Origin of the sequence: Nonomuraea sp. NPDC005501 (assembly GCF_040605905.1) — a bacterium.
Lineage (GTDB): Bacteria > Actinomycetota > Actinomycetes > Streptosporangiales > Streptosporangiaceae > Nonomuraea.
In genome coordinates this window covers 1-26,670 of record NZ_JBEXDT010000028.1, presented here as the reverse complement: position 1 = coordinate 26,670, position 26,670 = coordinate 1, and the positions used below count along the sequence as shown (strand labels likewise).

The window sequence follows — 26,670 nt, the reverse complement described above, 5'->3', positions numbered from 1 at the left end:
GCTCCGCCCGGTACGCCAGGAACTCCCGCTCCAGCTCGTCGTTGCCCGCCTGCCACCTGCCGCGCCGCTCGGCCAGCTCGTCCTCGGTCAGCGACTCCGGCAGCCACCGGTCGTAGTCGGGGTCGCCGGGTTCGAGGTCCACGTACGCGTTCGCGATGAGGCGCCCGTCTTCGCTGGTCAGGGTCCGCGGCACGCGCAGGGTCCCGTCAGCGAGCCGGATGACGTACATGGCTGATCACCTAGATTCCGTAGCGCCGGTTGAAGAACAGCATGACGTCGAGCGCCATCCGCGTGTCGCCGTTCAGCATGTCGACGAGCGCCGGGCGCTGCCGCGAGGCGATCGCGGCGAAGGCGTCGGCGAAGAACTCCTTGCGGCCGAGGCCGCCTCCCTGCCGGTGGAAGGCCGAGGCCAACAGCGGCGTGGCCTGCTCGTACAGGGCCACGAACTCCGCCGAGTCGGACACCCAGTCACCGTACGTCGAGTCGATGTCGTCGATGGCGTGACCCACCTCGTGCATCATCACGTCCGGCGTCGGCGACGGCCGGTCCCCCACCACGATCTTCCGGTCGCCGTACGCGCCGGCGCAGATGTCCCAGGTGGCGCGGCCCGAGGGCAGTGGGGCGCCGCGCAGGTAGCCCATGTCGTCGAGGTCCGGGACGCCGCCGTGGCCGACGTAGATGCCCTCCAGTCCGTCGGCCAGCAGGTCCTTGAGCCGTTCCGGGAGCCTGGCGAGGCTCTCCACGGCCCGGATCACCTCCGGCGTCGGCGGGCCGAGCCGGGCGTCCCACTGGCGGTGCAGGACCGCCTCCAGCCTGCCGCAGTGGCGCAGCCCGTCGCCCAGGGACGGGGCGTCAGGCCGATTCGGCTGGGCCCTGGGCGGCAGGTCGTCGAGCTCGAAGTCGTACCAGGTGTACTGGGGGCGCTCCACCACGGCGGCGGGCAACCGCTCGGGCGCCTCCCACCTGCGCCGCCGCTCCCACAGGCGGGACGTCTCGCCCTGGCCCGGCGGCGCCCGGTGCGGCTCGCGAGCCGCCCTGTCACGCTCCAGACGGTCCCGCTCCAGCCGGTCACGTAAGGAGCGGCTCTCGGGCTCGCGGGAGGACTCGCGTGGCGACTCCTGTACCGGGCGGTCCGGGCGGCGGAGGGACGGGGCGCCGTAGGCCCAGAAGGAGCGGTCGGCGTCCGGGGGCGCCTCGCTGCGCCGGGAGAAGAGGTACGAGCCACGCCGCCACCAACGACCCCGCCGATGGCGGCCCTTGTCGTTAGAAAAGGCCATCGCACCTCTCCACGCGCACCTCTCCACGCCGTGGCGCCCGCGCGAGCCGCCGGACGGCCGTGGGGCGCCGCCCGGCGAGGGGCTCCGCCGAATCTGTTCCACGGTACGACGCGGATCATCGCGAGTCACCCGAAATGGTGCATGTGGCTGACACGATCACGTCGCAGATGGCTTACAGTTCGGGCATGGCAGGTGTCGTAATCGGCCTGGCGCTGCTGGCCTTCTGGCTCTACTCGCTGTTCGACCTCATCACCACCCCCGAGGAGGAGGTCCGGAACGTCCCCAAGACCCTCTGGCTGCTGATCGTCGTGCTGGTGCCCTTCGCGGGCGGGCTGTTCTGGATGCTGCTCGGCCGCCCCCAGAGCGCGCGTACGGCGGAGCGGGCGCCCCGGCGGCGGCCCGACGCGGCCCCCGCCCCCATCCCCAAGGGCCCCGACGACGACCCCGAGTTCCTGCGCGAGCTCGACCGCCGCATGCGCGGCGACGACTGACCGCCTGACGGCCGACCGGCTGACCGGCTCAGTGATCGGCCGGCTGATTCATCGGCCGGCCGGCTGACGGGCCGGCCGGCGCCCCCGCGAAGCGAAGGCACCCCCCTCCCGCTCGCCCCTCCGGCTCACGAACTCACGTCGGCGTAGCTGTGCAGCCCGCTGATGAAGATGTTCACGCCGATGAGGTTGAACAGCAGGCAGGCGAACGCGATGAGCTGCACGATCGTCGCCGCCCGGCCGCGCCAGCCCGCCGTTACCCGCGCGTGCAGGTAGGCGGCGTAGGCGACCCAGGTGATGAACGCCCAGACCTCCTTGGGGTCCCAGCCCCAGTAGCGGCCCCACGCCTTGTCGGCCCACAGCGCGCCGGCGATGACGGCGAACGTCCAGACCGGGAACGCCAGGACGATCACCCGGTGCGCCACCCGCTCCAGGTCGGCCCGCGACGGCAGCCGTGACAGGCCGTCGCCGCGCACCAGGTAGAGGATGCCCGCGACGCCCGCGAGGATGAACAGGCCGCTCGCCAGGATCGCCGCCGTGACGTGGATGGCCACCCAGTACGAGTTGAGCGCCGGCACCACCGGGCCCGCGGCCGTGTAGAGGACCTTGACCGCGAAGCCGAGCCCCAGCGTCGCCGTCACCATGACGAACGCGCCGAGGAAGCGCGCGTTCTGCCGGAACTGGATGGCGAGGAACGTGGTCACCGCGGCGAAGCAGATCGCCACCACGAACTCGTACATGTTGCCCCACGGCCACCGGTCCACGGACAGGCCGCGGGTGACGATGGCGGCGAGGTTGGCCGCCCAGCCCAGCCAGCCCAGCCCGAGCGCGGCGACGCCCGCCTTGGGCGCCCAGCTCGGCGGCTCCACCCCGGCGGGTGCGGCCGCGTCCGCGTCGCCGGTGTCGCCGCCCACGGTGACGGGCTCCTTGGCGCGGGCGTCCGGAGCGTCGGCCCGGGCTCGCCCGAAGGCCAGCTCCAGCGCGAAGCCGACCATGGAGAACAGGTAGAGCAGCACCGCGGCGACGACGAAGAGGTCGCTCACCTCGGCCAGTCGGTCAGCGGACATCCTTGTCTCCAGCAGATAGAACCTTCACGATGTCGCCGAACTCCTCGGCGAAGCCCGCGGCGGAGCCCTCGGTGCGGGTCAGGCCGCCCACCTCGACCGCGCCCTTCTCGCCGGAACCGTCCGTGCCGCCGATCCGCACCCACACCCGGCGGCGGCGGATCGTCAGCGACGCCGCGATGGAGACCGTCGCGAGGGCGGCGGCCAGCAGCGCGGGCACCCGGCCGGGGTCGTAGGCGACCTGGAGGGTGATCCATTCCTTGACCCCGGTGAACTGCAGCTTGCCGGCGCCGTTCGGCAGGTCGAGCGACTGGCCCACGGGCAGCGGCTTCGGCACGGAGGTGCCCATGACGAGCGGCTTGAGCTTCTTCATGAGGTCCTGTGGCGCCAGCTGGTACACCGACTGGGGGCGGCCGGAGCGCACGCCGAAGTCGCCGGTGAACGCGCCGAGCACCTGCACCTCGGGCTGGAGCTCGCCGGGGAAGGCGGAGGCGTAGGTGCCGTCGGTCAGCGGCACGCTCGTCGGCAGGAACCTCAGCAGGAAGCCGAGCTGCCCGGGCCGGGCGTCGGGCGCCTTGACCACGCAGCCCGAGGTGAGGGTGGGCTTGTGCTCGATGAGGCAGGGCACCGGCCCGTCGAAGGCGACCTGCCCCTGGCCGTCGGTGACCTTGAACACGGGCGCGTACCCGTGCCCGATGAGGTACGTCTGCGTGCCGTTGATCTCCAGCGGCTCGTTGACCTTCAGCTCGTAGTCGCGCGCCGGCGCCGTCGGCGAGTCGTTGACCCGCAGGTACGCCGAGTAGTCGAGCTCCTGGCCGCGCTTGTCGCCCTGGACCTGGTAGGTGGCCTTGAAATTTTTCAGCTCGAACGAGAACGGCTCCAGCGACTCGGCCGACACCTCGCGGCCCGGGATGAACCGGTCGTAGTTGGCGACGGTGTTGGCGAAGCCGTCGCCCTCGACGACGAGCACGTTGCCCCGGTAGCCGTACAGGGAGCCCATGCCGACCGCGACGAGCAGACCGAGCAGCGAGATGTGGAAGAGCAGGTTGCCCGTCTCCCGCAGGTAGCCCTTCTCGGCGGCCACCCATCCGTCGCCGGTCTCGACCCGGAAGCGGCGGGCGCGCAGCCGCCGGGCCGCCTCCTCGACCGTCAGGTCGCCGGCGAAGGCGGCGTGGTGCGGCAGCCGCGCCAGGTTGCGCGGCGCGGCTGGGGGCCGGCGGCGCACCTCGCGGAAGTAGGTGGCGGTGCGCGGGATGATGCAGCCCACCAGCGAGGTGAACAGCAGCAGGTAGATCGCGGCGAACCAGACCGAGGTGAAGACGTCGAAGAGCTGGAAGCGGTCGTACCACTCGGCGAGGGCCGGGTTCTGCTGGAAGAGCCGCGCGACCTTGTCGGGCTCGACGCCGCGCTGCGGCACCAGCGAGCCGGGCACCGAGGCGAGCGCGAACAGGAACAGCAGGATGAGGGCCGTCTTCATGGAGGTGAGCGTGCGCCAGGCCCAGCGCGCCCAGCCCAGCGCGCCGAAACCGGCGGGCCGCGGCGCCTGCTCCTTCTCCAGCTCCTTGACCGCCATCAGATCACCGGCCTGAACCCGCCGACGAGCCCCTGCATGCTTGCGATCATCTCTCCCCACAGGCCGGTCACGAGCAGCAGCCCGACGGCGACCATCATGCCGCCGCCGATCCGGGTGATCAGCCGGCTGTGCCGGCGGACGGCGCGGAACGTGCGCAGCGCCTTGCTGTAGGCCAGGGCGGCGGCCACGAACGGCAGCCCCAGCCCCAGCGCGTACGCCACGGCGAGCAGGGCGCCCCGGGACGCGCTGCCCTCGTTGAGCCCGAGCGCCAGCACCACGGCCAGCGTCGGGCCGATGCACGGCGTCCAGCCCAGCCCGAACACCACCCCGAGCAGCGGCGCGCCGGCCAGCCCCGCGGCCGGCAGCCGGTGGATGCGCACGTCGCGCATGAGCCCGGGCAGCACGCCCAGGAAGGCCAGCCCGAGCAGGATCGTGACGACGCCGAGCACCCGCGTGATGACGTCCGCGTTGACCATCATCATCGAGCCGAGCCCGCCGAACAGCGCCCCCCCGGCGACGAACACCACCGCGAACCCGGCCACGAACAGCGCCGTGCCCAGCACGAGCCGCCCCCGCTTCGGGTCGGCGCTCATGCCGGTCACGTACGACAGGTAGCCCGGCACCAGCGGCAGCACGCACGGCGACAGGAACGACACGACCCCCGCGAGGACCGCGATCGGCACGGCCAGCAGCAGCGAGCCGGAGGCGACGACGTCACTCATCGCGCACCTTGGTCACGGTGTCCATCAGGTCCTGGTAGCGCACGGCGCCGAGCGCGCGGGCGGCGATGCGGCCCTGCTCGTCGATCACCAGCGTGGACGGGATGGCGGCGGGCGGGACCGTGCCCTGGAAGGCCAGCGCCACCTTGCCCGGCTGGTCGAAGATGCTCGGGTAGCCGGTCTGCTCGGTGCGCTCGAAGGCCAGCGCGTCGGCCTGGCGGTCCTTGAAGTCGATGCCGATGAACTCGACGCCCGAGCCCTTGGTCTTGGCGGCGACGTCCTTGAGCACCGGCGCCTCGGCCCGGCAGGGCCCGCACCAGGACGCCCAGAAGTTGAGCACCACGACCTTGCCCTTGTGCGCGGCGAGGGAGGCGGCGCCGCCGTCGAGCGTCTGCCCCTGGATCGCGGGCGCGGCCTTGCGCTCGGCCGCGGTGAACACCTGCATCGTGCCGTCGCCGGCGACGAAGCGCGTGTCGCCCGCCTGGGGCTGCCCGTTCTGGCTGCCGGCGCAGCCCGTGGCCGTTACGGCCAGGACGGCCACGAGGGCGAGCGAGCCGGCGGAACCGATGGAGACGGACTTCGCGCGCACGGGGAAGATCTCCTTGCACTACAAGCGGTAGAGCTTGCAACTCTACCGGCGGGACCGGCCGCCCAGGACGCTGGGGCGCCGCGGGAGGATCAGGCCCCCGGGATCGTCGGCCCCTTGACGAGCGAGCCGGCCGGCTCGCTGTAGCCGACGCTGACCAGGCGGTTGCCCTCGAACGTGAATGTGGTGAGGCTGGCGAGCGCGCACTGCCTGCGCCGCGGGTCGTGCCAGAGTCTGCGGCGCCCCTCGGCCGCCATCCGGATCGCCCAGATGGGGAGCTGGTGGCTCACCAGGACCGCCTCGTGGCCGCGCGCCGCGTCCCTGGCCTCCTCCACGATCGAGCGCATCCGCTTGATGATCACGGGGTACGGCTCGCCCCAGGACGGGCGCATGGGGTTCCAGAAGTAGCGGTAGTTGCGCGGGTTGCGGAAGATCGTCAGCCCCTGCCCGACCATGCGGCCTTCGAGCAGGTTGGCGGCCTCGATCAGCCGCTCGTCGGTCGTGACCTCCAGGCCGAGCGTCGCCGCCAGGGGTGCCACGGTCTCCTGGGCGCGCTCCAGCGGGGAGCAGTAGAGGGCGACGATGTCACGTGAGGCCACCGCCTTGGCGACGGTCTCGACCATCAGCCGGCCGGTGTCGGACAGATGGTATCCGGGGAGCCGGCCGTAGAGGATGCCGTGGGGGTTGTGCACCTCGCCGTGACGCATCAGGTGGACGACGGTGGTTTCAGCCATGATGAGCCACAGCCTATCCGCTCCGCCCTCGACGCCGGCAGCGTGGTTCCCGGCGTTTCAGACGGTGGCCCAGGCGTTCTCGTGGGTGCGGCTGGCGTGGGTCAGGGCGTCGACCGCGGCCCTGATGGCGGGGCGGCGGGCCGCGTCCGTGCGCCAGATCGCGTAGATCCGCCGCGACTGCCGGGGCCGCAGCGGCACGACGGTGGCCCCCTCGGGCACGAGGTCCCTGCCCAGCCTGGGGATGATCGCGCACCCGAGGCCGGCCGCGACGAGGGCCATCTGCGTCGGGTACTCGTCGGCCATGCAGGAGATGTCCGGCTCCAGGTCGGCGCTGCGCAGTGTGAAGACGAGCCAGTCGTGGCAGACCGTGCCGGGCGAGGAGCTGATCCACTGCTCCCCGCTCAGCGCGGCCAGCTCGATCTCCCTGCTGCCCGCGAGCGGGTGGCCGCTGGGCAGCACCACGTCGGCGATGTCGTCGAGCAGCGTTGCCTTGGACAGCCCGTCGGGGATGGCCATCGGGCGGTTCATCCAGTCCTGGATGACGCCGAGGTCCAGCTCGCCCCGCGCCACCTCGCGCACCACGCGCTCGGGCTCGCGCTCGTTGAGCACGACCTGGAGGTCGGGGTGGCGGGCGCGCAGCGCCGTGAGCGCGCCGGGCATGAGCCCGCGGGTCGCCGTGGGGAAGGCTCCCATCTGCAGGCGGCCCACGACCGCGCCGCGCAGCGCCTCGAAGTCGGCCTCGGCGGTCTCCACGAGGGCGAGGATGCGCTCGGCGTGCTCGGCCAGCAGGCCCGCGGCGTCGGTGAGCCGCACCCCCCGGCCGTTGCGCTCGACCAGGCGGGCGCCGGTCTCGCGTTCGAGCTTGGCGATCTGCTGGGACACCGCCGAGGGCGTGACCATGAGGGCGTCGGCCGCCGCGCCCACCGATCCGTAGACGTGGACGGCGTGCAGAGCCTTGAGCCGGTTCAGGTCCAACATGTAAGCCAGCCTAAAGGGTTTAGCGTAGAAAGTCTCGCTTGTCCTTCACTCTGTAGCGTTGGAAAATATATGCATGCGAATCCTTAAGCAGAAGAAGCAGTCCGCCCCCTCGTTCTCCTACCTCCAGACCCTGGCCGAGCAGGCCAAGGAGCAGCGCGTCCGCTACCGGAAGCCGCGCGCTGCGTGACCCCGCGTCACCTGGCGCTCGCCATCGGCCTCGCGGCCGTATGGGGCGTCAACTTCGTGGTGATGCAGGTGGGCCTGCGGCACTTCCCGCCGCTGCTGTACGCCGGGCTCAGGTTCGCCCTCGCCGGGTTCCCCGCCCTGCTCCTCGTGGGGCGGCCCCAGGTGCCGTGGCGCTGGGTCGCCGGCGTCGCCGCGGCGATCGGGGTCGGGCAGTTCGGCCTGCTGCTCATGGGCATGCGGGCCGGGATGCCCGCCGGGTTGACCTCCCTGGTCCTGCAGGCCCAGGTGGTCTTCACCGTGATCTTCGCGGTGCTGCTGCTGGGCGAGCGGCTGACCACGCGGCGCACGACCGGCCTGGCCGTGGCCTTCGCCGGGCTCGCCCTGGTCGCCTTCGACTTCGGCCTCTCGGGGCCCGCCGGCGCCTTCGCCCTGTGCGTGGCGGCCGCGGCGGCCTGGGGCCTCGGCAACGTCATCCAGCGCAAGGCCGCGCCGCCCGACTCGCTGCGGTTCATGGTGTGGGTGAGCGCCCTGTCGGCGCCCCCGCTGCTCGCGCTGTCCCTCTTCGTGGAGGGCCCGCCGCGCCTCGCCGTCCCGGCGGAGGGTTGGCTGTCCCTGGCGTACGTCGCCTTCGTGTCCACGCTGGGCGGATTCGGCGTGTGGGGCTACCTGCTGCGCCGCTACGACGCCTCGACCGTCGCGCCGTACACACTGCTCGTGCCCGTCTTCGGCCTGTCGTCCGCGGCCCTGCTGACGGGCGAGCCGCTGTCGTGGCCCAAGCTGGCCGCCGGGGCGCTGATCGTGGCGGGCGTCCTGTACGCGGGGAGCCGCCCCCGTTCCCGGGGGCACGCCTCCCTGTCGCCGGCGCCCTCCGCGCCGCGGACGCCGGCGCCGCGCCCCTGACCCCCGCTCGGCCGAGCCGGCCGGGGTCCCACGGCGGGGTCATGCCGTACGGGCACGGTCCCAGGTCTCGCTGGTCCTGAAGTACGTGTCGTAGAGCTCCTGGACCTCCAGCAGGCTCTCCGGCGGCACCTTGCCGTACGCGATGCGCTCCAGGTGGCGGAAGTACTCGAACCGCTCGACGCCCGGCGTGATGACGATGAGCAGGTCCGCGTCCTCGCCCGGCGCGGCGGCGAAGGCGTGCGCGACGTTCGGCGGCACGACGACCAGGTCACCGCGCTCGGCCGTCACGACCTGCTCGCCGGACAGGAGCTGGGCGGTGCCGTCCAGCACGTAGAACAGCTCGGCCGATCCGGCGTGGTGGTGCGGCTTGGCGCCGTCGGCGCCGTCGGCCAGCGTGACGCGCTGGGTGGACAGCGCGCCGCCGGTGGAGCCGCTGTCGGCCAGCAGGCGGATGGTGGTCGGGGCCCGGCCGATCACCTCGGCCTCGGCGGAGCGGACGATCACGGACTCGCTGAAGCTGGGGACGACGAGAGACATCTGGGGACTCCTTGCGTGGCGTAGGGGGTTGCGACTCAGACGAGGAAGAGCAGGACGGCGCTGACGAGCACGGCCACGGCGGTGGCGAAGTGGATGCCGAAGGCCACCGCCTTGGTGCCGCCGTGACGCAGGACGATGACGGTGTCCACCAGCGGCACGATCGCGACCACGAGCATGAACCACGCCTCGGCGCGGACTCCCACGAAGAACAGCAGGGCCAGACCCACGAGGCCGTAGGTGGCGTCACGCAAGCCCTTGATCGTCAGGTAGGCGGAGTCGCCGTCCTTGGCCGTGACGCCGTAACCCGCGGCGGCGGCCTGGGGCTGCGTGAGGAAGCGGATGCCGATGAAGAGGATGAGCAGATCGAGGACGACAGCGAGCCCGTAGGCGATGGGGGTGAGCACGACGATCTCCGTTCGATACGTTTTCTAGCGGCGCTAGCAACGAGATCGACATTATCAGAGCATAGACAGGAATGCTAGCGGCGCTAGAGTCGAGGTATGTCGATTCGGACGCGCCGAGAGCGCGAGCGTGCGGAACGCGAGCGGCTGATCATCGAAGCGGCCCGGGAGATCGTCGAGACCGAGGGATGGGAGGCGGTGACCACCCGCCGCCTCGCCGAGCGCGTCGAGTACAGCCAGCCGGTGCTCTACAGCCACTTCAAGGGCAAGGACGCCATCATGGCCGCGGTGGCCGTGGAGGGGTTCGCCGACCTGGCCGCGGCGTTGCGCGCGGCCCGCGCCACGGCCCGCGAGCCCACGCGGGCCCTCGCCGCCGTCGCCTCCGCCTACTCCGCGTTCGCCGAGCAGCGGCCCGCGCTGTACGACGCCATGTTCAGCCAGGCCGTGGACCTGCCGTTCGCCACGCTTGAGGCGCCGGCCGCCCTGCACGCCACCTTCGACGAGCTGCTCGAAGCCGTCCGGCCCGTGGCGGGCGACGACGACCCGGGCCTGCTGGTGGAGACGCTGTGGAGCGGCCTGCACGGGCTGGCGACGCTCACGCGGGGCGGCAGGCTGCCCTGCGAGCAGCATCCCCAGCGGGTCGCCCTCCTCCTGCGCCGCTTCACCCGCTGAGACCCCGCGCGGGTGCGGTCGGCAACAAATGCCCTTTACGGGTTGGGCGGCCATTCATTCGCCGACAGCGGCCTTCGCGAATATGGTCGGCAATCAAGGTCATCTGAGCCTAAGATGCCCTTCATGCGTTTAACCCCCCTTGTTGTGGCATGCACGCTTTTCTCCCTTCTGCTGTCCGGAACAGCCCAGGCATCCGTTTACCCCATCAGGGACCCGGACCTCACCAAGAACAAGCTGTACGCCACCGGCGACCTCGAACCGGGCCGATGCCGCGAGCGGGACGTCAAGCGCAACGACGTCCCCTCCGCCAAGCGGTACCTCACGACGGTGCTGACCTGCCTCAACACCTCCTGGGGCGCTCATTTCGAGCGCGCCGGCCTGCCGTTCAGGAAAGCCAGGATCGGATTCATCACCAAGCCGCGGCGATACTGCGGGCACGCCTGGGGCAAGTACACCGCGGCGACATACTGCGGCGCCGAGCGGCGCTTCGTCGTCCTCCTCGATGACGACACCCTCGACGATCCCTGGGACCTGTTCCTGTTCCAGGTGGCCGCGCATGAATACGGCCACCATATTCAGAACATCACCGGTATGGACGCGGCGTTCGACCGCTACCCGTACAAGGGGAAGAAAGAGCTGAACGAGCAGATCCGGCGCTACGAGCTCCAGGCCGAGTGCCTGGGTGGCGCGTTCGTCGGCAGCGTCTGGGCGTCCCTGGACCGCACGGAGGACGACTGGAAGGACCTCCTGTACGTGACCCGGCAGAGCGGCGACGAGTGGACCAAGGCCGCCGACCACGGCAAGGGCCGCAACATGGCCGCCTGGCTCGACAAGGGCTTCCGCGCCGCCTCGCCACAGGCGTGCAACACCTGGACGGCACCGAGTTCCAAGGTCTCCTGACCGGCCGCCCCCGATGATCGCGTGCGACGCTCTGTCGGCGGGCGCCGAGGAGAGCCCCACCCGCGGGTCGCGACGCAGGTTGCGGGCCTACCGGTAGCCGGACCGGGTGAGGGCTACCGGGCCGCGGCGGCGGCCTTGGCGGCGACGGGCAGGGCCTCGGCCACCCGGCCCACGGCCTCCTCGTCGTGCGACGCCGACAGGAACCACGCCTCGTACGCCGACGGCGGCAGGTAGACCCCCTGGTCCAGCATCGCGTGGAAGAAGGCGCGGTAGGCGGCGACGTCCTGGGTGCGGGCCTGGTCGAAGTCCGGCACGTCGGCGTCGGTGAAGAAGATCGAGAACAGGTTGCCGGCCCGCTGCAGCCGGTGCGGCACGCCCTCGGCGGCCAGCGCCTCCGAGGCCACCCGGCCGACCTCCAGGGCCGCGGCGTCGACCCTGGCGTAGACGGCCTCGTCGAGGAGGCGCAGCGTGGCCAGGCCGGCGGCGACGGCCAGCGGGTTGCCCGACAGCGTGCCCGCCTGGTAGACGGGCCCCTCGGGCGCGAGGTGGGCCATGACGTCGGCCCGGCCGCCGAAGGCCGCCGCCGGCAGCCCGCCGCCCATGACCTTCCCGAACGTCATCAGGTCGGCCTCGACCGGGTCCAGGCCGTACCAGCCGGCGGGTGAGACGCGGAAGCCGGTGAGGACCTCGTCGACGATGAGCAGCGCCCCGTGGGCGGTGCACAGCTCGCGCAGCCGCGCGTTGAAGCCGTCGCGCGGCGGGACGACGCCCATGTTGGCGGGGCACGCCTCGGTGATGACGCAGGCGATCTCGGCCGCCGCGAACGCCGCCTCCACCGCCTCGATGTCGTTGTACGGCAGCACGATGGTGTCGGCGGCCGACGCCCCCGTGACGCCCGGCGTGTCCGGCAGCCCGAACGTCACCACGCCCGAGCCGGCCGCGGCGAGCAGCGCGTCGACGTGCCCGTGGTAGCAGCCCGCGAACTTGATGATCTTGGAGCGGCCGGTGAAACCCCGGGCCAGGCGCACGGCGCTCATCGTCGCCTCCGTGCCGGAGCTGACCAGGCGGACGCGCTCGACCGGGCCGACCCGTCCGACGATCTCCTCGGCCAGCTCGACCTCGCCCTCGGTGGCCGTGCCGTACCCGAAGCCGTGCGAGACCGCCTCCGACACCGCCTCCACGACGGCCGGGTGGCGGTGGCCGAGGATCATCGGCCCCCAGGAGCAGACGAGGTCCACGTAACGGTTGCCGTCGACGTCGGTGACGTAGGGGCCCTCGCCGGACGCCATGAATCGCGGGGTCCCGCCGACCGCGCCGAACGCGCGGACCGGCGAGTTGACGCCTCCCGGCACGAGGGCGCGGGCGCGGTTGAACAGGTCCTCGGACTTCTGTGTACGGCTCACGCGCTCCAGGTTAGCCGTGGGGGGCCGTGGTGCCCCGGCAGGCCCGTCTCCTCGTACCCCGAAATATGTAGACATGATCGGCCGGTGAGAGGAGGACACCCGCGCAGCGCGTCCGCGACGATCGGCACCGTGACCACGCCCGCATCCCGCCTCACACCCACCGGCCTGTTCACCGGCCTGGCCCTGGCGGCGTTCGCCGCGGCGTACGCCGGGCTGATCGCGACCGGCCACACCGGCGTGACCCCCTCCGCGGACCCTGGCGCGTCCCGGCTCTCCCTGTGGGGCGCCGCGCTGCCGCCGCTCGCGGCGATGGCGCTGGCCCGCCTGGTGCCGCCGAGAAGGGAGCTGCCGGCGCCGCTGGCCGAGCTGCGCAGGGACCGGCTGCTCAAGGAGGCGTGGGCGCTCGTGGCCGCGGCCGTGCTCTTCGCGTGCGTGGCCCCGATCGCGCGCGGCGGCCTGGACCTGCTGTATCCGCCGGCCAAGGTCCTGCTGCTGCTCGTCGTCCCGCTGGTCGTCTTCCGGGTGTTCCGCGGGGACGGCCCGAAGGCCAGGGCGATCCCCGCGCCGGTCACCTGGCTCGCGCCGCTGCCCGCGGTCGTCGCGTGGTTCCTGCTGGCGCAGGTCAGCCCGCTAGCCGTGCCCCTGAGCCAGGACCTGCCCGACCCGGTCACCCTCGCCGTGGCCTCGCTCGTCACACTGCTCACCGCGAGCGTGCTGGAGGAGATCTTCTACCGGGGCTGGCTGCAGACCCGGCTGGAGGCGCTGTACGGCCGGTGGCCGGCCGTCATGGCGTCGTCGTTGCTGTTCGCGTCCATGCACACCAGCCACATCCCGTCCGCGGCGCCCGCGCTCGGCGTGGCGACCATCGTGGCCTTCCAGGGCGTGTTCGGGCTCATGCAGGGCTACCTGTGGGCGCGCTACCGCAACATCTGGGCGGTCATCCTGATCCACACGCTGGTCAACCTGGTGTACGTGCCGATCCTGCTGGGCCGCTGACCCGCTCGCGGCGTTGCCGACGCTACGTTCAACGGAATAACGTCCCCTCATGCCCAGAGGAACCTCGGAAGTCAGCGAGCCGATGTACTTCGTGCTCGCCGCGCTGCGCGGCGGCCCGCTGCACGGACACGCCATCAGCAAATCGATCAAGGATCTGTCAGGGGGCCGGGTCCAGCCCTCGGTCGGCACCCTCTACGGCATCCTGGAGCGGCTCAACGAGCGCGGCGTCATCACCGTGGACCGCGAGGAGACGGTCAACGGCCGCAACCGGCGCTACTTCAGGATCACCGACGAGGGCCAGGCGCTGGTGGAGGCCGAGGCCAGGCGGATGCAGGCGGCCGCCTCCCTCGTCCTGCGGCCGTCCGGCGCATGACGGCGTTGGAGCGGCGTTACCGCAGGCTGCTGCTCGCCTATCCCAGGAAGTACCGCGCGGCGCACGGTGACGAGCTGCTCGACGTCCTGCTGGAGTCCGCCGGGCCCGGCCGCTCGTACCCGGAGCTCCGGGAGACGTGGGGCCTGCTCGTGGGCGGCGTCCGCAGCCGGATCGTCCACCAGGCGACGGGCAGCGCGTGGGCGGACGGACTGCACCTGGGCGTCACGGCCGTGGCCGCGGCGAACCTGGCGGCGCTGCTGCCGTACGTGGGTTCGCTGCCGGTGTGGACGCTGCTGTCGGCGCTGGCGCTGCTGGCGACCCTGCGCGGACGGGTGCGCGCGGCGATCCCGCTCACCGCTGTCGTCGCCGTCAAGGCGGTCGCGATCGCGGGCGGCCGGCCGATGCTCGACCTCACCCTGCTGCCGGTCTCCCCGTCATGGCTCGCCGACCGGGGCCTGTTCGCGTCGAGCAGCCCCTTCGTGGTGGGAGCGGGATACGCGGTCGCGCTGTCCGGCCTGGTGGTGCTCGCCTGGCGCGGGCAACCGCTGAGGGCCAGGTCATGGTGGTGGTGGGCCGCGGTCGTGGCCGTCGCCTGGGCCGGGCCGCAGTGGCTTCCTGAGGACAACACGGTCCCGCTCAGCCTGAGCCGGGTGGCGGTGGAGCTGGCGGCGCTCGGGCTGGCCGCGACGGGCGCGTACCTGGCCCGCGACCTGCGCTGGGCACTGGCCTCGGGCCTCTACCTGCCGGTCGCCTCCGGCGAGCTGATCCTGCACGTGAACGGGCTGACCAGGCAGCACACCGCGTACTGGGGCCTGCTGGTCCTGCTGACCCTGGTCTCCGCCCTCGCCCCGTACCGGCAGCGGAGGCATTGCCTGGATTGACCATACTCTGTTTAACGGAGTATGGTCCTCGCCATGCTCACACGATCCCGTCCGGCTCTCGCCGTGCTCGGCGTGGCCGCGCTGGCGCTCCTCGGCGGCTGCGGGAGCGCCGCCGAGAGCGCCCGCCCCACGCCGTCGAGCACGCCGGGCGCCGCGTCTCCCATGGACAAGCGACACCAGCTCGAAGCGGCCAAGGCCGACTGCATGAAGCAGCAGGGCTTCAAGTACGTCCCACACGTGACGTCGCAGGGGCCGGACACCGAGGAGTCGCGCAAGCGCACCTCCGGCGACTACCAGGCGCTGCGGAAATACCGCGAAAAATACGGTTTTGGGGTGTTCGCCATGCACGTCTACCCCAAGGAGATGGGCAACCCGCAGGTCAAGCCCGACAACGCCGAGATCGACCCCAACTGGAAGATCCAGACCGGGCTCTCCGAGGCGCAGACGAAGGCTTACCGGAAGGCCAAGGACACCTGCATGACCACGGCGGCCGGCCAGGTGCTCGGCCTGAAGGTGAAGTCCGAGATGGATCTGTACAACGCCCAGAACCGGGCCATGAACCGAGCGCTCAAGAGCGCGATCAACGGCGACCCCGACATGGTGGAGCTGGCCGCCGCCATGGCCACGTGCCTGAAGGGCAAGGGCTACGCCGTCGGCGACACCTCGCCGGTCGCCATGAACCAAAGCGGCCAGAAGGTGTTCCTCGCCCAGGAGGACAAGCTCGGGCGCGAGCAGCGCGACGACGTGCCCGACGTCGCTCCTCCGGCGAAGGACGGTGAGATGCCGATGACGTACGCGCCGACGCTCACCCCCGAGCAGGCCAGGCCGTACCTCGCCAAGGAGATCAAAGCTGCCCTCGACGACCTGGAGTGCGGCAAGGACTTCTACCGGGCGTACATGCCGAAGCAGGCCGCGATCATGCAGCGGATCAGCGACCAGTACGGCACGTGACACGCCCGTGAAGTCCCCCCGCAAGCTCCTCGCCGGCGTCCTCACCGGCGTCGTGGTCGTCGCCGGCGCCGGTTGGGCGGTCAGCACCCGGCTGCGCTCCCCCGCCGACGAGGCGGCCCGCCGCGCCGCGCCGAACCCCTCGCTCGTCACCGCCGCCGTCGAGCGCCGCAAGCTCGTCAGCACCGTCGTGGTCAGCGGCACCCTGGAGTACGGCTCGCCGCTGCCGATCAGCCTCGCCGGAGTGGTCGGCGGCACCGCCGAGCTGCAGCGGGTCACCCGGGCTCCCCGGCAGGGCCGGCTGGCCGAGGGCGCGGTGCTGATGGAGGTCAACGGCCGGCCGGTGTTCGCGCTGCGCGGGTCCGTTCCCATGCACCGCACGATGGCGCCCGGCACGAAGGGCGACGACGTCGAGCAGTTGCAGCGGGCGCTGCGCAGGCTCGGGTACGGCGCGCGGGTCTCGGGCGTTTTCGACCGGGCGACCGCCGCCGCGGTGACCAGGATGTACGCCAGGAAGGGGTACGAGGCCCAGCGGCCCACGCTCGCCGACCGGCAGGCGTACGACACGCTGCGCCGCGCCGTGCGGACGGCGGAGGAGACGCTCGCGACCGAGAAGCAGGCGCTCGACCAGGGACGTGACGTCCTGCCGCTGAAGCTCAAGGTCCGCAACGCCGAGGCGGACCTGACGTCGGCGCAGAGCGCGCTGAAGGCGGCCACGCGGCGGCGGCTGACGCCCGAGGACGACGCCAGGCTGGCGGCGGCCGACGCGGCCGTGCGCGCCGCGGAGGAGAAGCTGCTGGAGGCCCGGCAGGCGCTCGCCGCGGCCAGGAGCCGGCCCACCGGAGCCCCGACCGACGCCCCGTCGGGCACCCCGACCGGAACTCCCGCGGCCACGCCGCAGCCCACCACCGCACCCACCGGGCCCCCCGCCGACACGTCGCTGCCGGAGCTGAGGGTGGCCAACGCCGAAGCCGATCTGGCGGCGGCCCGCGAGGCCCATGGCCGGATCCTGGAGGAGGCCGGGCTGACCCGCGAGACGAAGGCGGAGGAGCTGCGCAAGGCCGTGCGCGTCGCGAAGGAGACGCTGGCCACGGCCCGGCAGGCGCTGCGCCAGGCCAGGCAGCTCTCCCCCACCAGGCTCAAGGTGTCCAACGCCCGGAAGGACGTGGCGGCGGCCCGGGAGATGCTGGCCGAGTTCGCCCGCACGTACGGCATCTCCGTCCCGCCCGGCGAGGTGGTGTTCCTGCCGAGGCTGCCCGCCCAGGTGCGGAAGACGTCGGTGAAGGCCGGGCAGCAGATCGAGAAGGAGGTCGCCACGGTGACGGGCTCGACCTTCACGGTGACGGGCTCGGTCGAGGCCGCCGAGTCCGGCCTGCTGCGCGCGGGCATGGAGGCGGCCGTCGAGCTCGACACGGGCAGGACGTACCCGGCGACGCTCACCGCGGTCGGCGAGGAGGCGAAGCAGCCCGGCAAGGAGGCGCCGGCGGACGGCGCGCAGCCGGTGCTGCTGACGCCGGCCTCGGCGAAGGGGCTCAAGGGCCTGTCGGGCACCGCGGTCACGGCCAGGGTGACGGTCGGCGCGACCGGCGAGCCGGTGCTGGTCGTGCCGGTGGCCGCCGTGACCACGTCGGCCGACGGCAGGGCCCGCGTACGGGTCGAGTACGCCACCGACCGGACCAGGGACGTGGAGGTGCGCACGGGCCTGACCGCCGACGGCGACGTCGAGGTCACCGGCGCGCTCAAGGAGGGCGACCGGGTGGTGGTGGGCGTTGCCTGAGCAGGCCACCGAGCAGCCGGGCACCAAGCAGCCGGCCATCGAGCAGCCGGGCACCAAGCAGCCGGCCATCGAGCAGCCGGTCATCGAGCTGGCGGGCGTGTGCCGGGACTTCCCGGCGCAGCCGCCGGTCCGCGCCCTGTCGGACGTCTCGCTCCGGGTCGGCCGAGGCGACCACCTGGCGATCATCGGCGCCTCCGGGTCGGGCAAGTCCACGCTGCTCAACGTGCTGGGCCTGCTCGACCGGCCCACCTCGGGCAGCTACCGGCTGGACGGCACGGAGACCACGACGCTGCGGGAGGCGGCCAGGACCAGGCTGCGCGGCGAGCGCCTCGGCTTCGTCTTCCAGGCGTTCCATCTGCTGGCCCACCGCAGCGTCCTGGAGAACGTCATGCTCGCCGAGATCTACACCAGGCGGCCGCGCGAAGGCCGGCGAGACCGGGCCCTGGCGGCGCTGGAGCGTGTCGGCCTCGGGCACCGGGTGGACTTCCCGCCCGGCCGCCTGTCCGGGGGCGAGCGCCAGCGCACGGCCATCGCCAGGGCCCTCATGGCCGAGCCGTCGCTGCTGCTGTGCGACGAGCCGACGGGCAACCTCGACAGCCGCAACACCGAGGCCGTGCTGGACCTGTTCGACGAGCTGCGGGCGGAGGGCCTGACGATCGTGGTCATCACGCACGAGCAGGAGGTCAGCGAGCGGGCCGGGCGCCGGGTCCGGATCACCGACGGCATCCTCGTGGAGGAGTGATGGACGTCCGCGACCTGATCGGCGAGGCCGTCGCCGGCATGCTCGCCAGGCCCGTGCGCTCGGCGCTCACCACGCTCGGCACCGTGCTGGGCATCACCACGCTGGTCGTCACGCTCGGCGTGGCCGCCACCGCGGGCAACCAGATCGTCGGCCGCTTCGACGAGCTGGTGGCCACGGCCATCACGGTCGAGGTGCCGGAGTCCGGGCACGTGCCCCTGGTGGAGTGGGACGCGATCGACCGGCTGACCAGGCTGCGCGGCGTGGTCTCCGCCGCCGCGCTGGCCGAGGACAAGGACGGCGCCAACCGGTCCGTACGCTCCAACGACCTCGTGGACCCGGCCAGGGTCACCACGCAGAGCCTGACCGTGCTGGCCGCGTCCCCCGGGCTGCCGGAGGCGGTGCGCGGCCGGATGGTGCGGGGCCGGTTCTACGACGCCGGGCACGTCGCGCGCGGCGACAGGGTCGCGGTGATCGGCGACCAGGCGGCCAGGATGCTCGGCGTCACCCGGCTCGACCGCGCTCCCGCGATCTTCATCGACGGGCACGCCTACACGGTCGTCGGCGTCCTCGGCGACCTGCGCCGCGAGCGGAACCTGAGCACCTCGGTGATCGTGCCGCCGACGGCGGGCCGGCGCTTCGGGCTGGGCGACGTCTCCCGGGTGCTGGTCAACACCGAGCTGGGCGCCGCGGGGCTCATCGCCCGGCAGGCCCCGGCCGCGCTCAGCCCCGGCAACGGCGCCATGCTGCAGGTGGTCGCGCCGCCCAGCCCGACCAGGGCCAGGGACAAGGCGCAGGAGGACGTGAACGCGCTCTTCCTCATCCTCGGCCTGGTCTCGCTGCTCGTCGGCGCGGTCGGCATCGCCAACGTCACGCTCGTCACCGTCATGGAGCGGGTCGCCGAGATCGGCCTGCGCCGCTCGCTCGGCGCGGCCAGGCGGCACATCGCGGCCCAGTTCCTGCTGGAGTCGACGCTGACCGGGCTGACCGGCGGCGTCATCGGGGCGAGCGCGGGCATGGTCGCCGTCGTGGCCGTCTCGGCGGCCAAGGAGTGGACGCCGCTCCTGGACGTACGGCTGGCGGTCGCGGCGCCGGTGGCGGGCGCCCTGGTGGGCCTGCTGGCCGGGCTCCATCCCGCGCTGCGGGCGGCCCGGATGGAGCCGGTGGACGCGCTCAGGTAGCGGCCGGCCGGGTCAGTCGGCCAGCCACTCCAGCACGCGCAGCGGGTCGGGCAGCGGGCGGCCGTCGGGCGGGCGCAGCCAGGAGACGGAGCGGCCGTCCGGCAGCGAGGACGGCGGGGCCAGGACGTAGCTGTCGCGGCAGTGCCAGCGCAGGCCCGGCGTGTCGTCGATGGTGGCCGGGTCGCAGTCGAGGTGGCAGGACCACCACTCGTCCTCGTCGTCCGGGTTGCCGCGGGTGGCCACATAGAACAGGACCCGGTCGCCGTTCGCGGCGACCGGGCCCGAGTGCGCTTGCGCGTCGTCGATGCGGGACAGGGCCGTGAGGCCCGTCGTGAGGGGTACGTCGAAGACGTCGAACACGCGTCCGGTGGGCAGGATCACGTTGGCCTCGGGCTCGCGCTGCCACCAGCGGGTGAGCTGGGCGGTGTCCGTCGTGGCCTGGAGGTGCCAGGCGGGCGAGAGCGGATGCGCGCCGGGGTCGGGACAGCCGACGCGGTCGCACGAACACGCCCGGGCGCCCTCCCGCAGGGGGTAGGCCCCCGGCACGCTCGGCCACCCCAGGGCCGCGTAGCCCAGGACCGAGTCGATCCGAGCCGGCATCGACCGTTTTCTGGTACGCCGAGTCAGCGGTGCCCCCACCATGGTGTCTCCCGTCGCGTCGTGCCTGAAGGGATCCCGGCTCCTGGCCCGGCTTCTCGACAAGGGCTCACGCGGGACACACCAGCACTAGTCGTCACAGTTTATCGCACTGACCACAGGACACGACGGAAAACCCCACGTTAGAGACGGCGCGCCACCTCGGTCGCCCAGTAGGTCAGGATCAGGTCGGCCCCGGCGCGCTTGATCGACACCAGCGATTCCATGATCATCCGGTCGCGGTCGATCCAGCCGTTGGCCGCGGCGGCCTCGACCATCGCGTACTCGCCGCTCACCTGGTAGGCGGCCACGGGCACGTCCACCTCGTCGCGGACGCGCCTGATGACGTCCAGGTAGGCCAGGGCGGGCTTGACCATGACGGCGTCGGCCCCCTCGGCCAGGTCGAGGCGCACCTCGCGCAGCGCCTCCTCCAGCGGCCCCGCCGGGTCCTGCTGGTGGGTGCTGCGGTCGCCGAACTGCGGCGCGCACTCGGCGGCGTCACGGAACGGCCCGAAGAACGACGAGGCGTACTTCGCGGAGTAGGCCAGGATCGGCAGGCCGGAGAACCCGTCGGCGTCGAGCGCCGCGCGGATGGCGGCCACCTGGCCGTCCATCATGCCGCTCGGCGCGACCATCTGGGACCCGGCGCGGGCCTGGGCGACGGCGATGGAGGCGTAGCGCTCCAGCGTCGCGTCGTTGTCGACGTCGCCGGAGTCGGTGAGGACGCCGCAGTGACCGTGGTCGGTGAACTCGTCGAGGCACGTGTCGGCCATCACCACGAGGGCGTCGCCCAGGTCGGCCGTGACATCGCGCAGCGCCACCTGGAGGATGCCGTCGGGGTCGTCGGCGGCCGAGCCGCGCGCGTCCTTGACGGCCGGGATGCCGAAGAGTATGACGCCGCCCACTCCGGCCTCGGCCGCCTCGTGGACGGCCTTGCGCAGCGAGTCGCGGGTGTGCTGGAACACGCCCGGCATCGACGCCACCGGCACCGGCTCCTCGATGCCCTCCTTGACGAACAGCGGCAGGATCAGATCGGCCGGGTGCAACCTGGTGCCGGCCACCATCCGCCGCAGGGCGGGGGTGCGCCGCAGCCTGCGGGGGCGGGCTGTCGGGTACTCGGCACTCACTTCGCTCTCCTCCTGGCTCCTCTGCGGTTCTGGGACGGCCGCCGGGGCGCCTCACCGGCGCCCAGGGCGGCCTGACGCTGCTTGGCTCCGTACTCGGCCAGGGCGGCCGCCAGGGCGGACGCCGAGGGCTTGTCGGCCATCACGTCGACGCGCAGCCCGAACTCCTCGGCGGTGCTCGCGGTCTGCGGCCCGATGACCGCGATGACCGTGACGTTGTGCGGCTTGCCGGCGATGCCGACGAGGTTGCGCACCGTGGACGACGACGTGAACAGCACGGCGTCGAACCCGCCGCCCTTGATCGCCTCGCGGATCGGCGCGGGCGGCGGCGCGGCCCGGACGGTCCGGTACGCGGTCACGTCGTCGCACTCCCAGCCCAGCTCGGTGAGTCCGGCCACGAGCGTGTCGGTGGAGATGTCGGCGCGCGGCAGCAGCACCCGGTTGATCGGGTCGAGCATGGAGTCGTACGGCGGCCACTCGGCCACCAGGCCCTCCGACGACTGCTCGCCCGAGGGCAGCAGGTCCGGCTTGACCCCGAACTCGACCAGCGACCGCGCGGTGGCGTCGCCCACGGCGGCCACCTTGAGCCCGGCGAAGGCACGCGCGTCGAGCCCGTACTCCTCGAACTTCTCGCGCACCGCCTTGACGGCGTTGGCGCTGGTGAAGGCCACCCACTCGTAGCGGCCGGTGACCAGGCCCTTGATGGCGCGGTCCATCTGCTGCGGCGTGCGGGGCGGCTCGACCGAGATGGTCGGCACCTCCTCGGGCACCGCGCCGTAGGAGACGAGCTGCTCCGACAGGCTCCTGGACTGCTCCTTGGTACGCGGCACGAGCACCCGCCAGCCGAACAGCGGCTTGGTCTCGAACCACGACAGCTTGTCGCGCAGCCCGACGGCCTCGCCCACGACGATGAGCGCGGGCTCGGTGAAGCCGGCGTGCTTGAGGTCGGGTTGGAGCCGGCCCAGCGTGGAGACCACGGTGTACTGCTCCGTGGTGGTGCCGGCGCTGCTGACCGCCACGGGCGTGGAGTCGGGCTTGCCGCCGGCGATCAGTGCCTTGGCGATGGGCACGGCCTCGCCGATGCCGTTGTAGATCACCAGGGTGCCGGGGCAGGACGCGTGGGAGGACCAGTCCTGGTCCTCGGCGGCGTCCACGATCCGGAACTCCGGCACCGAGGCCGCCGGCGGGATGCCCGCGTAGGTGAGCACGGCGGTCGCGGGCGGGACACCGGGGACGATCTCGAAGTCCACCTCCGCCGCGGAGCACGCGGCGACCTCCTCGGCGACCGAGGAGAACAGCATCGGATCGCCCTCGCACAAGCGCACGACGAACCGGCCCGCCTTGGCGTGCGTGACGAGGTCGCCCGAGGCCACCTCGACGCCTTCGCGGCAGTGGCGCAGCAACGGGCCGAACTGGTCTTCGTCGAGCACGACCAGGTCGGCCTTGCCGAGCAGCTCTGCGCCGCGGAGCGTGAGCAGGTTGGGATCGCCGGGGCCCGCGCCGACGAAGGCGACGAAGCCGGAGGCTGGACTATCGGGGCTCAATGGGAATGCTCCCCCATCAATCTGTCGGCCCCCTCGGAGATCATCTCGTCCGCCAGATTGCGGGCGAGATACACGGCCTCCGAGGGAGAGCCGGCGGTGGACTTGCGGACCGCCCGGCGGCCGTCGATGGCGACGACCGAAGCGGTCAGGTTGAGAGTCTGCCCGTCATCGCGGGCGAAAGCACCCACGGGGGCCGAACAGCCCGCCTCCAGGGCGGCCAGCACCTCCCGCTCGGCCGTCACGGCGGAGCGGGTGCGCGGGTCGTCGAGGACGGCGAGGAAGTCGATCAGGTCGGCCCGGTCGGACAGGCACTCCACGGCGAGGGCGCCCTGGCCGGGGGCCGGCATCAGCTCCTCGACCTCGAAGATCTGGGAGATCTCGGAGGTCCTGCGGATCCTGGTCAGACCGGCCGCGGCGAGCACGACGGCGTCGAGCTCGCCGGAGGTGACCTTGCCGATCCGGGTGTCGGCGTTGCCGCGGATCGGGACGTAGTCGAGGTCGGGGCGCATGGCGCGCAACATGGCGACGCGGCGCGGCGAGCCGGTGCCGACCCTGGCGCCGGGCGCCAGGTCGGCGAAGCGGACCCGGCCGACCAGCGCGTCGCGGTGGTCGTGCCGGGCGGGGATCGCGGCCAGCGTCACCGCCGGGTCCTGCTTGGTGGGCAGGTCCTTCAGCGAGTGGACGGCGAAGTCGATCTCGCCTTCCATGAGCTTGTCGCGCAGCGCGCTGACGAACACGCCCGTGCCGCCGAGCTGCGCGAGGTGCGCCTTGCTGACGTCGCCGAACGTGGTGACGCCCACGAGCTCGACGGGCCTGCCCGTGCGCTCGGTGTAGGAGTCGGCCACCATCTGCGACTGCGTGGTCGCCATCAGGCTGCGCCGGGTTCCCAGTCGCAACGTCACAGGTCCACCTCCCTCACGGCCTCGGGCATCTTGGGATCGAGATCGAACAGCTCCCGGAGAGCTTCCGCATAATGATCGCCTCCTGGCGAGGTGGCGAGCTGCTTGACGCGCACGGTCGGCTCGTGGAGGAGCTTGTCGACGACGCGCTGCACGGTCAGGGCGACCTCGTCGCGGGTCTTGTCGTCGAGCCCGGGGATGCGCATCATGAGGCGGCCCAGCTCGGCCTCGACCACGTTCGCGGCCTTGCCGCGCAGCGCCACCACGGTCGGGGTGACCTTCGCGGCCCGCTCCGCGTCGAGGTAGGCGGTGAGCTCTTGGGAGACGAGCTCACGTACCGACCGCACCGCGTCGCCCTCGCGGGACCCGATGCCGGACTCCTGGATGGTCTCCAGGTCGACCAGCGTGACGCCGGGCACGGCGCGCACGGCGGGGTCGATGTCGTGCGGCAGCGCCAGGTCGAGCAGGAACACGCCACGGGTCAGCATGCCGGGCGTGATCACGTGGTGGCCGGCACCGATGCAGGTGATGACGATGTCGGCCTCCGGCAGCTCTCGGGGAACCGCGGAGAACTCCACCGCCCTGCCGCCGACCGACTCGGCCAGCCGCCGGCCGCGCTCGAACGTGCGGTTGGCGACGACGATGTCGGTGACGCCGGCGCGGGCCAGCGTGGTGGCGGCCAGCGAGCTCATCGAGCCCGCGCCCACCACCAGGGCCCGCCGGCCGGGCAGCTCGCCGGCCAGCGCCAGGCCCGCGCTCACCAGGGAGGCGCCGGCCTTGTCGATGCCGGTGTCGGTGTGCGCGCGCTTGCCGACCCGCAGCGCGTGCTGGGTCAGCTCGTTGAGTACGGCGCCGACTGTGCCCTGCTTCTGGGCCAGCTTGAGCGCCTGGCGGACCTGGCCGAGAATCTGGCCCTCGCCCACCACCATCGAGTCGAGGCCGCACACCACCGAGAAGAGGTGCTCGACGGCGCGCTCCTCGTAGTGGACGTACAGGTGCGGCGTGAGCTCCTCCGGGGCGACGCCCGTGTGGACGCTCAGCAGGTCGCACACCGAGGTGACTGCGGCGTGGAAGCGGTCGACCGTGGTGTAGACCTCGACCCTGTTGCAGGTCGAGACCACCATGGCCTCCGCCACCGATGTGTCCTGCTGCACGTCGTGCAGGAGCTTGACGAGCGCGTCGCCTGTGAGCGAGACGCGCTCCAGCATGGCCACCGGCGCGGTCCGGTGGCTGAGTCCGATCGCCAGAACACTCACTGGCTGTCCACGGCCATCAGCGGCCCCCCAGCTTTGCGTTGCTCATGGAACGCAAGGATCTGCAATTCAATTGATAGGTCGACTTTACGGACATCGACGCCATCCGGCACTGACAGGACGACGGGAGCGAAGTTGAGAATGCTGGTCACCCCCACCGCCACGACACGGTCGCACACTTCCTGAGCTGCCGCAGCCGGTGTCGCCAGAACCACGATCGAGACTCCACGCCTCTTGATGACGGCTTCCAGCTCGTCGATGTGTTCAACATTCAACCCCGCGATGTCGTCGCCCACCACCTCGGGGTCGGCGTCGATCAGGGCCGCGACGCGGAAACCCCTGGAGACGAAGCCGCCGTAGTTGGCGAGCGCACGGCCGAGGTTACCTACTCCGACGATGGCCACGGCCCAGTCCTGCGTCAGGCCGAGCTCCCGGGAGATCTGGTAGACGAGGTACTCGACGTCGTAGCCCACGCCGCGCGTGCCGTACGAGCCGAGGTGGGAGAGGTCCTTGCGGAGCTTGGCCGAGTTCACCCCGGCGGCCACGGCGAGGTCCTCGGAGCTCACGGTCGCGATCGCCCGCTCCGCCATCCCGTGCAGCGCCCGCAGGTACAACGGAAGCCGGGCCACCGTGGCGTCGGGGATGCCGCGGTCACGGGGTTGGGACGGGCTCTTCACGTGCCAGAGCTCCAGGGAACGGGCGGCGTGGGCCGCGTGAGTGGAACGAACCGCCTTTCAGGTTAATCCCTTTGTGAACCGATGCACAAAGTCGGACGGTCTGTGACGCTACGGTGGGGCCATGCATCGCATCACGTTGCTCGGCAGGCCCGGATGTCATCTCTGCGACGACGCCCGCGAGGTCGTCGCGCGAGTGGCGGCGGAGCTGGGCGTGCCGTGGGAGGAGGTCGACATCGACTCCTCGCCCGAGCTCAGGGAGAAATACGGCGAGATGATTCCCGTCACACTCGTCGACGGGACGCAGCACGACTTCTGGCGCGTCTCGGAGGAGCGGCTGCGCGCCGCCCTCTCCTGACCCGGCTCGGAGCCGTCAGAACATGGCCGTGGGGAGCGGCACCACCTTCGCGGCGTTGACGTTGAGCTCGATGACGTTCGTGGCCAGCACCATGGCCTGGCGGTCGTTGACGAACCGCTCCACGTGCGGCTGGCGCTGGTGGTCGCGGTAGGCGACCTCGTCGCGGTACAGCTCGTAGACGATGCGCTGCAGCGGGGCCGACTTGACGGCGTGGCAGGCGTAGACGAGCGTGTCGGGCTCGCCGCGGCGCACGGCCTCGACGGTCTGGTCGGCGAGCCGGTCGAACGCCTCGCCCGAGCCGTCCATGAGCGTGAAGACGGTCAGGAGGCCGTAGATGCTCGGGGAGGGCTTGCCCGAGCCGGGCTGCGCCTGGGGCTGGGGTTGGGGCTGCGCGTGGCGCTGGGGGCCCTGGGCGGCGTGTGAGCCGCCGCCGAACAGCTCGGCGCCGGAGTACAGCGCGCCGGTCTCGGGGCCGGACGGCGGCAAGCCGAGGTCGCCGCCGAAATCACCGCCGAAGTCGCCGCCGAAGTCGGCGTGCGGGTCCCTGCGGTCGCCGCGCGGGTCCCTGAGGTCGTCACGGGGACGCCCGAACTCGTCGGGACGGCTCCCGAAGCCGGGGTCCTGAGGGCCGCCGAAGCCCGTGTCCTGGGGGCCGTGCCGGCCGTTCATGATGTAGCCGGTCGAGGGGCCCTGCTCGGGCGGCGGACCCATGCGGGCCGCGTAGTCGGGGTCGCGGTCGCCCGCGCGGTACTCGGCGACCAGGTCGCCCAGGCCCGCCGGTCGCCGGGCCGGCTGGGTGGGCGGCGCCTCGGCGCCGGAGGCCGCCATGGCGCCCGTGGCCGCCCCGGCCATCCCCGAGCCCAGGGGCT

Annotated in this window: 30 protein-coding genes; 12 read left to right on the top strand and 18 right to left on the bottom strand. The window is 72.3% G+C overall.

Going from position 1 to position 26,670, the window contains the following annotated elements:
- Together ABZS51_RS16280 and ABZS51_RS16275 are read right to left on the bottom strand one after the other, a co-directional pair.
- Nucleotides 1-229 (bottom strand): hypothetical protein (locus ABZS51_RS16280; RefSeq protein ID WP_355441059.1); only part of this gene is annotated, 229 nt, incomplete at its 3' end.
- A 10-nt stretch (nt 230-239) separates the two neighbouring features.
- Nucleotides 240-1,277 carry a hypothetical protein gene (locus tag ABZS51_RS16275; protein ID WP_355441056.1) on the bottom strand — a complete coding sequence of 346 codons (1,038 nt, stop codon included), beginning with the start codon at nt 1,275-1,277 and terminating at the stop codon, nt 240-242.
- Between the two features lie 185 nt (nt 1,278-1,462).
- Between ABZS51_RS16275 and ABZS51_RS16270 the strand changes: the two genes are divergently transcribed.
- Nucleotides 1,463-1,768, top strand: a complete 306-nt coding sequence (locus ABZS51_RS16270) for a PLD nuclease N-terminal domain-containing protein (protein WP_355441053.1) — start codon at nt 1,463-1,465, stop codon at nt 1,766-1,768.
- Between the two features lie 125 nt (nt 1,769-1,893).
- Here the strand turns inward: ABZS51_RS16270 and ccsA are convergent, their stop codons facing one another.
- From ccsA to ABZS51_RS16240, 6 genes are all read right to left on the bottom strand, one after another.
- On the bottom strand, nt 1,894-2,832 hold the full coding sequence (ccsA, locus tag ABZS51_RS16265) for a cytochrome c biogenesis protein CcsA (protein ID WP_355441051.1): 939 nt from the start codon (nt 2,830-2,832) through the stop codon (nt 1,894-1,896).
- Entirely contained in the window at nt 2,822-4,402 is a 1,581-nt protein-coding gene (locus tag ABZS51_RS16260; protein WP_355441048.1) for a cytochrome c biogenesis protein ResB, read from the bottom strand. Before ABZS51_RS16260 ends, ccsA begins: the two co-directional genes overlap by 11 nt.
- Nucleotides 4,402-5,124 carry a cytochrome c biogenesis protein CcdA gene (locus ABZS51_RS16255; RefSeq protein WP_310707243.1) on the bottom strand — a complete coding sequence of 241 codons (723 nt, stop codon included), beginning with the start codon at nt 5,122-5,124 and terminating at the stop codon, nt 4,402-4,404. The genes ABZS51_RS16260 and ABZS51_RS16255 overlap by 1 nt, the downstream gene beginning before the upstream one ends.
- Nucleotides 5,117-5,710, bottom strand: coding sequence for a TlpA disulfide reductase family protein (locus ABZS51_RS16250; protein WP_355441045.1), 594 nt, complete (start codon nt 5,708-5,710; stop codon nt 5,117-5,119). Before ABZS51_RS16250 ends, ABZS51_RS16255 begins: the two co-directional genes overlap by 8 nt.
- Before the next feature lie 89 nt (nt 5,711-5,799).
- The gene (locus tag ABZS51_RS16245) at nt 5,800-6,441 is read right to left on the bottom strand and encodes a histidine phosphatase family protein (RefSeq protein WP_355441042.1); all 642 of its coding nucleotides are present in this window, start codon (nt 6,439-6,441) and stop codon (nt 5,800-5,802) included.
- Between the two features lie 57 nt (nt 6,442-6,498).
- Complete coding sequence (locus tag ABZS51_RS16240) at nt 6,499-7,419, bottom strand: LysR family transcriptional regulator (protein ID WP_355441039.1); 921 nt, start codon at nt 7,417-7,419, stop codon at nt 6,499-6,501.
- Between the two features lie 183 nt (nt 7,420-7,602).
- Between ABZS51_RS16240 and ABZS51_RS16235 the strand changes: the two genes are divergently transcribed.
- Complete coding sequence (locus tag ABZS51_RS16235; protein ID WP_355441036.1) at nt 7,603-8,505, top strand: EamA family transporter; 903 nt, start codon at nt 7,603-7,605, stop codon at nt 8,503-8,505.
- 39 nt (nt 8,506-8,544) lie between these two features.
- Here the strand turns inward: ABZS51_RS16235 and ABZS51_RS16230 are convergent, their stop codons facing one another.
- Both ABZS51_RS16230 and ABZS51_RS16225 read right to left on the bottom strand, forming a co-directional pair.
- Nucleotides 8,545-9,042, bottom strand: a complete 498-nt coding sequence (locus ABZS51_RS16230) for a cupin domain-containing protein (RefSeq protein ID WP_310707248.1) — start codon at nt 9,040-9,042, stop codon at nt 8,545-8,547.
- 35 nt (nt 9,043-9,077) lie between these two features.
- The gene (locus ABZS51_RS16225; protein ID WP_355441032.1) at nt 9,078-9,446 is read right to left on the bottom strand and encodes a DUF4267 domain-containing protein; all 369 of its coding nucleotides are present in this window, start codon (nt 9,444-9,446) and stop codon (nt 9,078-9,080) included.
- Between the two features lie 96 nt (nt 9,447-9,542).
- Here ABZS51_RS16225 and ABZS51_RS16220 point away from each other — a divergent pair, with 96 nt between their 5' ends.
- Nucleotides 9,543-10,115 (top strand): TetR/AcrR family transcriptional regulator, encoded by a 573-nt coding sequence (locus ABZS51_RS16220; RefSeq protein WP_355441029.1) that lies wholly within the window; start codon nt 9,543-9,545, stop codon nt 10,113-10,115.
- 123 nt (nt 10,116-10,238) lie between these two features.
- Entirely contained in the window at nt 10,239-11,015 is a 777-nt protein-coding gene (locus ABZS51_RS16215; protein ID WP_355441026.1) for a neutral zinc metallopeptidase, read from the top strand.
- 113 nt (nt 11,016-11,128) lie between these two features.
- Here ABZS51_RS16215 and hemL read toward each other — a convergent pair whose 3' ends face one another.
- Nucleotides 11,129-12,418: a glutamate-1-semialdehyde 2,1-aminomutase gene (gene hemL / locus ABZS51_RS16210; RefSeq protein WP_355441023.1), complete on the bottom strand. Its 1,290-nt coding sequence runs from the start codon at nt 12,416-12,418 to the stop codon at nt 11,129-11,131.
- 129 nt (nt 12,419-12,547) lie between these two features.
- Here hemL and ABZS51_RS16205 point away from each other — a divergent pair, with 129 nt between their 5' ends.
- The 7 genes from ABZS51_RS16205 to ABZS51_RS16175 are packed head-to-tail and all read left to right on the top strand — an operon-like array spanning nt 12,548 to nt 19,313.
- The gene (locus ABZS51_RS16205) at nt 12,548-13,414 is read left to right on the top strand and encodes a CPBP family intramembrane glutamic endopeptidase (RefSeq protein WP_355441020.1); all 867 of its coding nucleotides are present in this window, start codon (nt 12,548-12,550) and stop codon (nt 13,412-13,414) included.
- A 49-nt stretch (nt 13,415-13,463) separates the two neighbouring features.
- A complete protein-coding gene (locus ABZS51_RS16200; RefSeq protein ID WP_310707254.1) occupies nt 13,464-13,787 on the top strand; it encodes a PadR family transcriptional regulator in 324 nt (107 codons plus the stop codon).
- Complete coding sequence (locus ABZS51_RS16195) at nt 13,784-14,668, top strand: hypothetical protein (RefSeq protein WP_355441017.1); 885 nt, start codon at nt 13,784-13,786, stop codon at nt 14,666-14,668. The genes ABZS51_RS16200 and ABZS51_RS16195 overlap by 4 nt, the downstream gene beginning before the upstream one ends.
- Before the next feature lie 33 nt (nt 14,669-14,701).
- Entirely contained in the window at nt 14,702-15,619 is a 918-nt protein-coding gene (locus ABZS51_RS16190) for a hypothetical protein (protein WP_355441014.1), read from the top strand.
- 7 nt (nt 15,620-15,626) lie between these two features.
- Nucleotides 15,627-17,393 carry a peptidoglycan-binding protein gene (locus ABZS51_RS16185; RefSeq protein WP_355441011.1) on the top strand — a complete coding sequence of 589 codons (1,767 nt, stop codon included), beginning with the start codon at nt 15,627-15,629 and terminating at the stop codon, nt 17,391-17,393.
- The gene (locus ABZS51_RS16180) at nt 17,386-18,135 is read left to right on the top strand and encodes an ABC transporter ATP-binding protein (protein ID WP_355441008.1); all 750 of its coding nucleotides are present in this window, start codon (nt 17,386-17,388) and stop codon (nt 18,133-18,135) included. The genes ABZS51_RS16185 and ABZS51_RS16180 overlap by 8 nt, the downstream gene beginning before the upstream one ends.
- Nucleotides 18,135-19,313 (top strand): ABC transporter permease, encoded by a 1,179-nt coding sequence (locus ABZS51_RS16175; protein WP_355441005.1) that lies wholly within the window; start codon nt 18,135-18,137, stop codon nt 19,311-19,313. Before ABZS51_RS16180 ends, ABZS51_RS16175 begins: the two co-directional genes overlap by 1 nt.
- 12 nt (nt 19,314-19,325) lie before the next feature.
- On the opposite strand, the gene ABZS51_RS16170 is transcribed toward ABZS51_RS16175, so the two are convergent.
- The 6 genes from ABZS51_RS16170 to ABZS51_RS16145 all read right to left on the bottom strand — a co-directional run bounded on the left by ABZS51_RS16170 (nt 19,326) and on the right by ABZS51_RS16145 (nt 25,446).
- On the bottom strand, nt 19,326-19,955 hold the full coding sequence (locus ABZS51_RS16170) for a bifunctional DNA primase/polymerase (RefSeq protein WP_355441003.1): 630 nt from the start codon (nt 19,953-19,955) through the stop codon (nt 19,326-19,328).
- A 137-nt stretch (nt 19,956-20,092) separates the two neighbouring features.
- Nucleotides 20,093-21,076, bottom strand: coding sequence for a porphobilinogen synthase (hemB, locus tag ABZS51_RS16165; RefSeq protein ID WP_310707261.1), 984 nt, complete (start codon nt 21,074-21,076; stop codon nt 20,093-20,095).
- On the bottom strand, nt 21,073-22,617 hold the full coding sequence (locus ABZS51_RS16160) for a bifunctional uroporphyrinogen-III C-methyltransferase/uroporphyrinogen-III synthase (RefSeq protein ID WP_355440998.1): 1,545 nt from the start codon (nt 22,615-22,617) through the stop codon (nt 21,073-21,075). Before ABZS51_RS16160 ends, hemB begins: the two co-directional genes overlap by 4 nt.
- On the bottom strand, nt 22,614-23,519 hold the full coding sequence (gene hemC / locus ABZS51_RS16155; protein WP_355440995.1) for a hydroxymethylbilane synthase: 906 nt from the start codon (nt 23,517-23,519) through the stop codon (nt 22,614-22,616). Before hemC ends, ABZS51_RS16160 begins: the two co-directional genes overlap by 4 nt.
- Nucleotides 23,516-24,772 carry a glutamyl-tRNA reductase gene (locus tag ABZS51_RS16150; RefSeq protein ID WP_355440993.1) on the bottom strand — a complete coding sequence of 419 codons (1,257 nt, stop codon included), beginning with the start codon at nt 24,770-24,772 and terminating at the stop codon, nt 23,516-23,518. The genes hemC and ABZS51_RS16150 overlap by 4 nt, the downstream gene beginning before the upstream one ends.
- Entirely contained in the window at nt 24,769-25,446 is a 678-nt protein-coding gene (locus ABZS51_RS16145; RefSeq protein ID WP_310707265.1) for a redox-sensing transcriptional repressor Rex, read from the bottom strand. The genes ABZS51_RS16150 and ABZS51_RS16145 overlap by 4 nt, the downstream gene beginning before the upstream one ends.
- A 121-nt stretch (nt 25,447-25,567) precedes the next feature.
- On the opposite strand from ABZS51_RS16145, the gene ABZS51_RS16140 reads away from it, so the two are divergent.
- The gene (locus tag ABZS51_RS16140) at nt 25,568-25,801 is read left to right on the top strand and encodes a glutaredoxin family protein (protein WP_310707266.1); all 234 of its coding nucleotides are present in this window, start codon (nt 25,568-25,570) and stop codon (nt 25,799-25,801) included.
- Nucleotides 25,802-25,816: 15 nt separating this feature from the next.
- On the opposite strand, the gene ABZS51_RS16135 is transcribed toward ABZS51_RS16140, so the two are convergent.
- The coding region (locus tag ABZS51_RS16135) for an antibiotic biosynthesis monooxygenase (RefSeq protein WP_355440989.1) at nt 25,817-26,670 on the bottom strand (854 nt) is incomplete at its 5' end.

Bases quoted from the DNA above. Each gene is read 5' to 3' on its own strand.
- ccsA (WP_355441051.1), bottom strand. From the start codon at position 2,832: ATGTCCGCTGACCGACTGGCCGAGGTGAGCGACCTCTTCGTCGTCGCC.
- ABZS51_RS16190 (WP_355441014.1), top strand. From the start codon at position 14,702: ATGCTCACACGATCCCGTCCGGCTCTCGCCGTGCTCGGCGTGGCCGCG.
- ABZS51_RS16255 (WP_310707243.1), bottom strand. From the start codon at position 5,124: ATGAGTGACGTCGTCGCCTCCGGCTCGCTGCTGCTGGCCGTGCCGATC.
- ABZS51_RS16215 (WP_355441026.1), top strand. From the start codon at position 10,239: ATGCGTTTAACCCCCCTTGTTGTGGCATGCACGCTTTTCTCCCTTCTG.
- ABZS51_RS16230 (WP_310707248.1), bottom strand. From the start codon at position 9,042: ATGTCTCTCGTCGTCCCCAGCTTCAGCGAGTCCGTGATCGTCCGCTCC.
- ABZS51_RS16200 (WP_310707254.1), top strand. From the start codon at position 13,464: ATGCCCAGAGGAACCTCGGAAGTCAGCGAGCCGATGTACTTCGTGCTC.
- ABZS51_RS16270 (WP_355441053.1), top strand. From the start codon at position 1,463: ATGGCAGGTGTCGTAATCGGCCTGGCGCTGCTGGCCTTCTGGCTCTAC.
- ABZS51_RS16220 (WP_355441029.1), top strand. From the start codon at position 9,543: ATGTCGATTCGGACGCGCCGAGAGCGCGAGCGTGCGGAACGCGAGCGG.
- ABZS51_RS16260 (WP_355441048.1), bottom strand. From the start codon at position 4,402: ATGGCGGTCAAGGAGCTGGAGAAGGAGCAGGCGCCGCGGCCCGCCGGT.
- ABZS51_RS16275 (WP_355441056.1), bottom strand. From the start codon at position 1,277: ATGGCCTTTTCTAACGACAAGGGCCGCCATCGGCGGGGTCGTTGGTGG.
- ABZS51_RS16240 (WP_355441039.1), bottom strand. From the start codon at position 7,419: ATGTTGGACCTGAACCGGCTCAAGGCTCTGCACGCCGTCCACGTCTAC.
- ABZS51_RS16175 (WP_355441005.1), top strand. From the start codon at position 18,135: ATGGACGTCCGCGACCTGATCGGCGAGGCCGTCGCCGGCATGCTCGCC.
- ABZS51_RS16140 (WP_310707266.1), top strand. From the start codon at position 25,568: ATGCATCGCATCACGTTGCTCGGCAGGCCCGGATGTCATCTCTGCGAC.
- ABZS51_RS16170 (WP_355441003.1), bottom strand. From the start codon at position 19,955: ATGGTGGGGGCACCGCTGACTCGGCGTACCAGAAAACGGTCGATGCCG.
- ABZS51_RS16245 (WP_355441042.1), bottom strand. From the start codon at position 6,441: ATGGCTGAAACCACCGTCGTCCACCTGATGCGTCACGGCGAGGTGCAC.
- ABZS51_RS16195 (WP_355441017.1), top strand. From the start codon at position 13,784: ATGACGGCGTTGGAGCGGCGTTACCGCAGGCTGCTGCTCGCCTATCCC.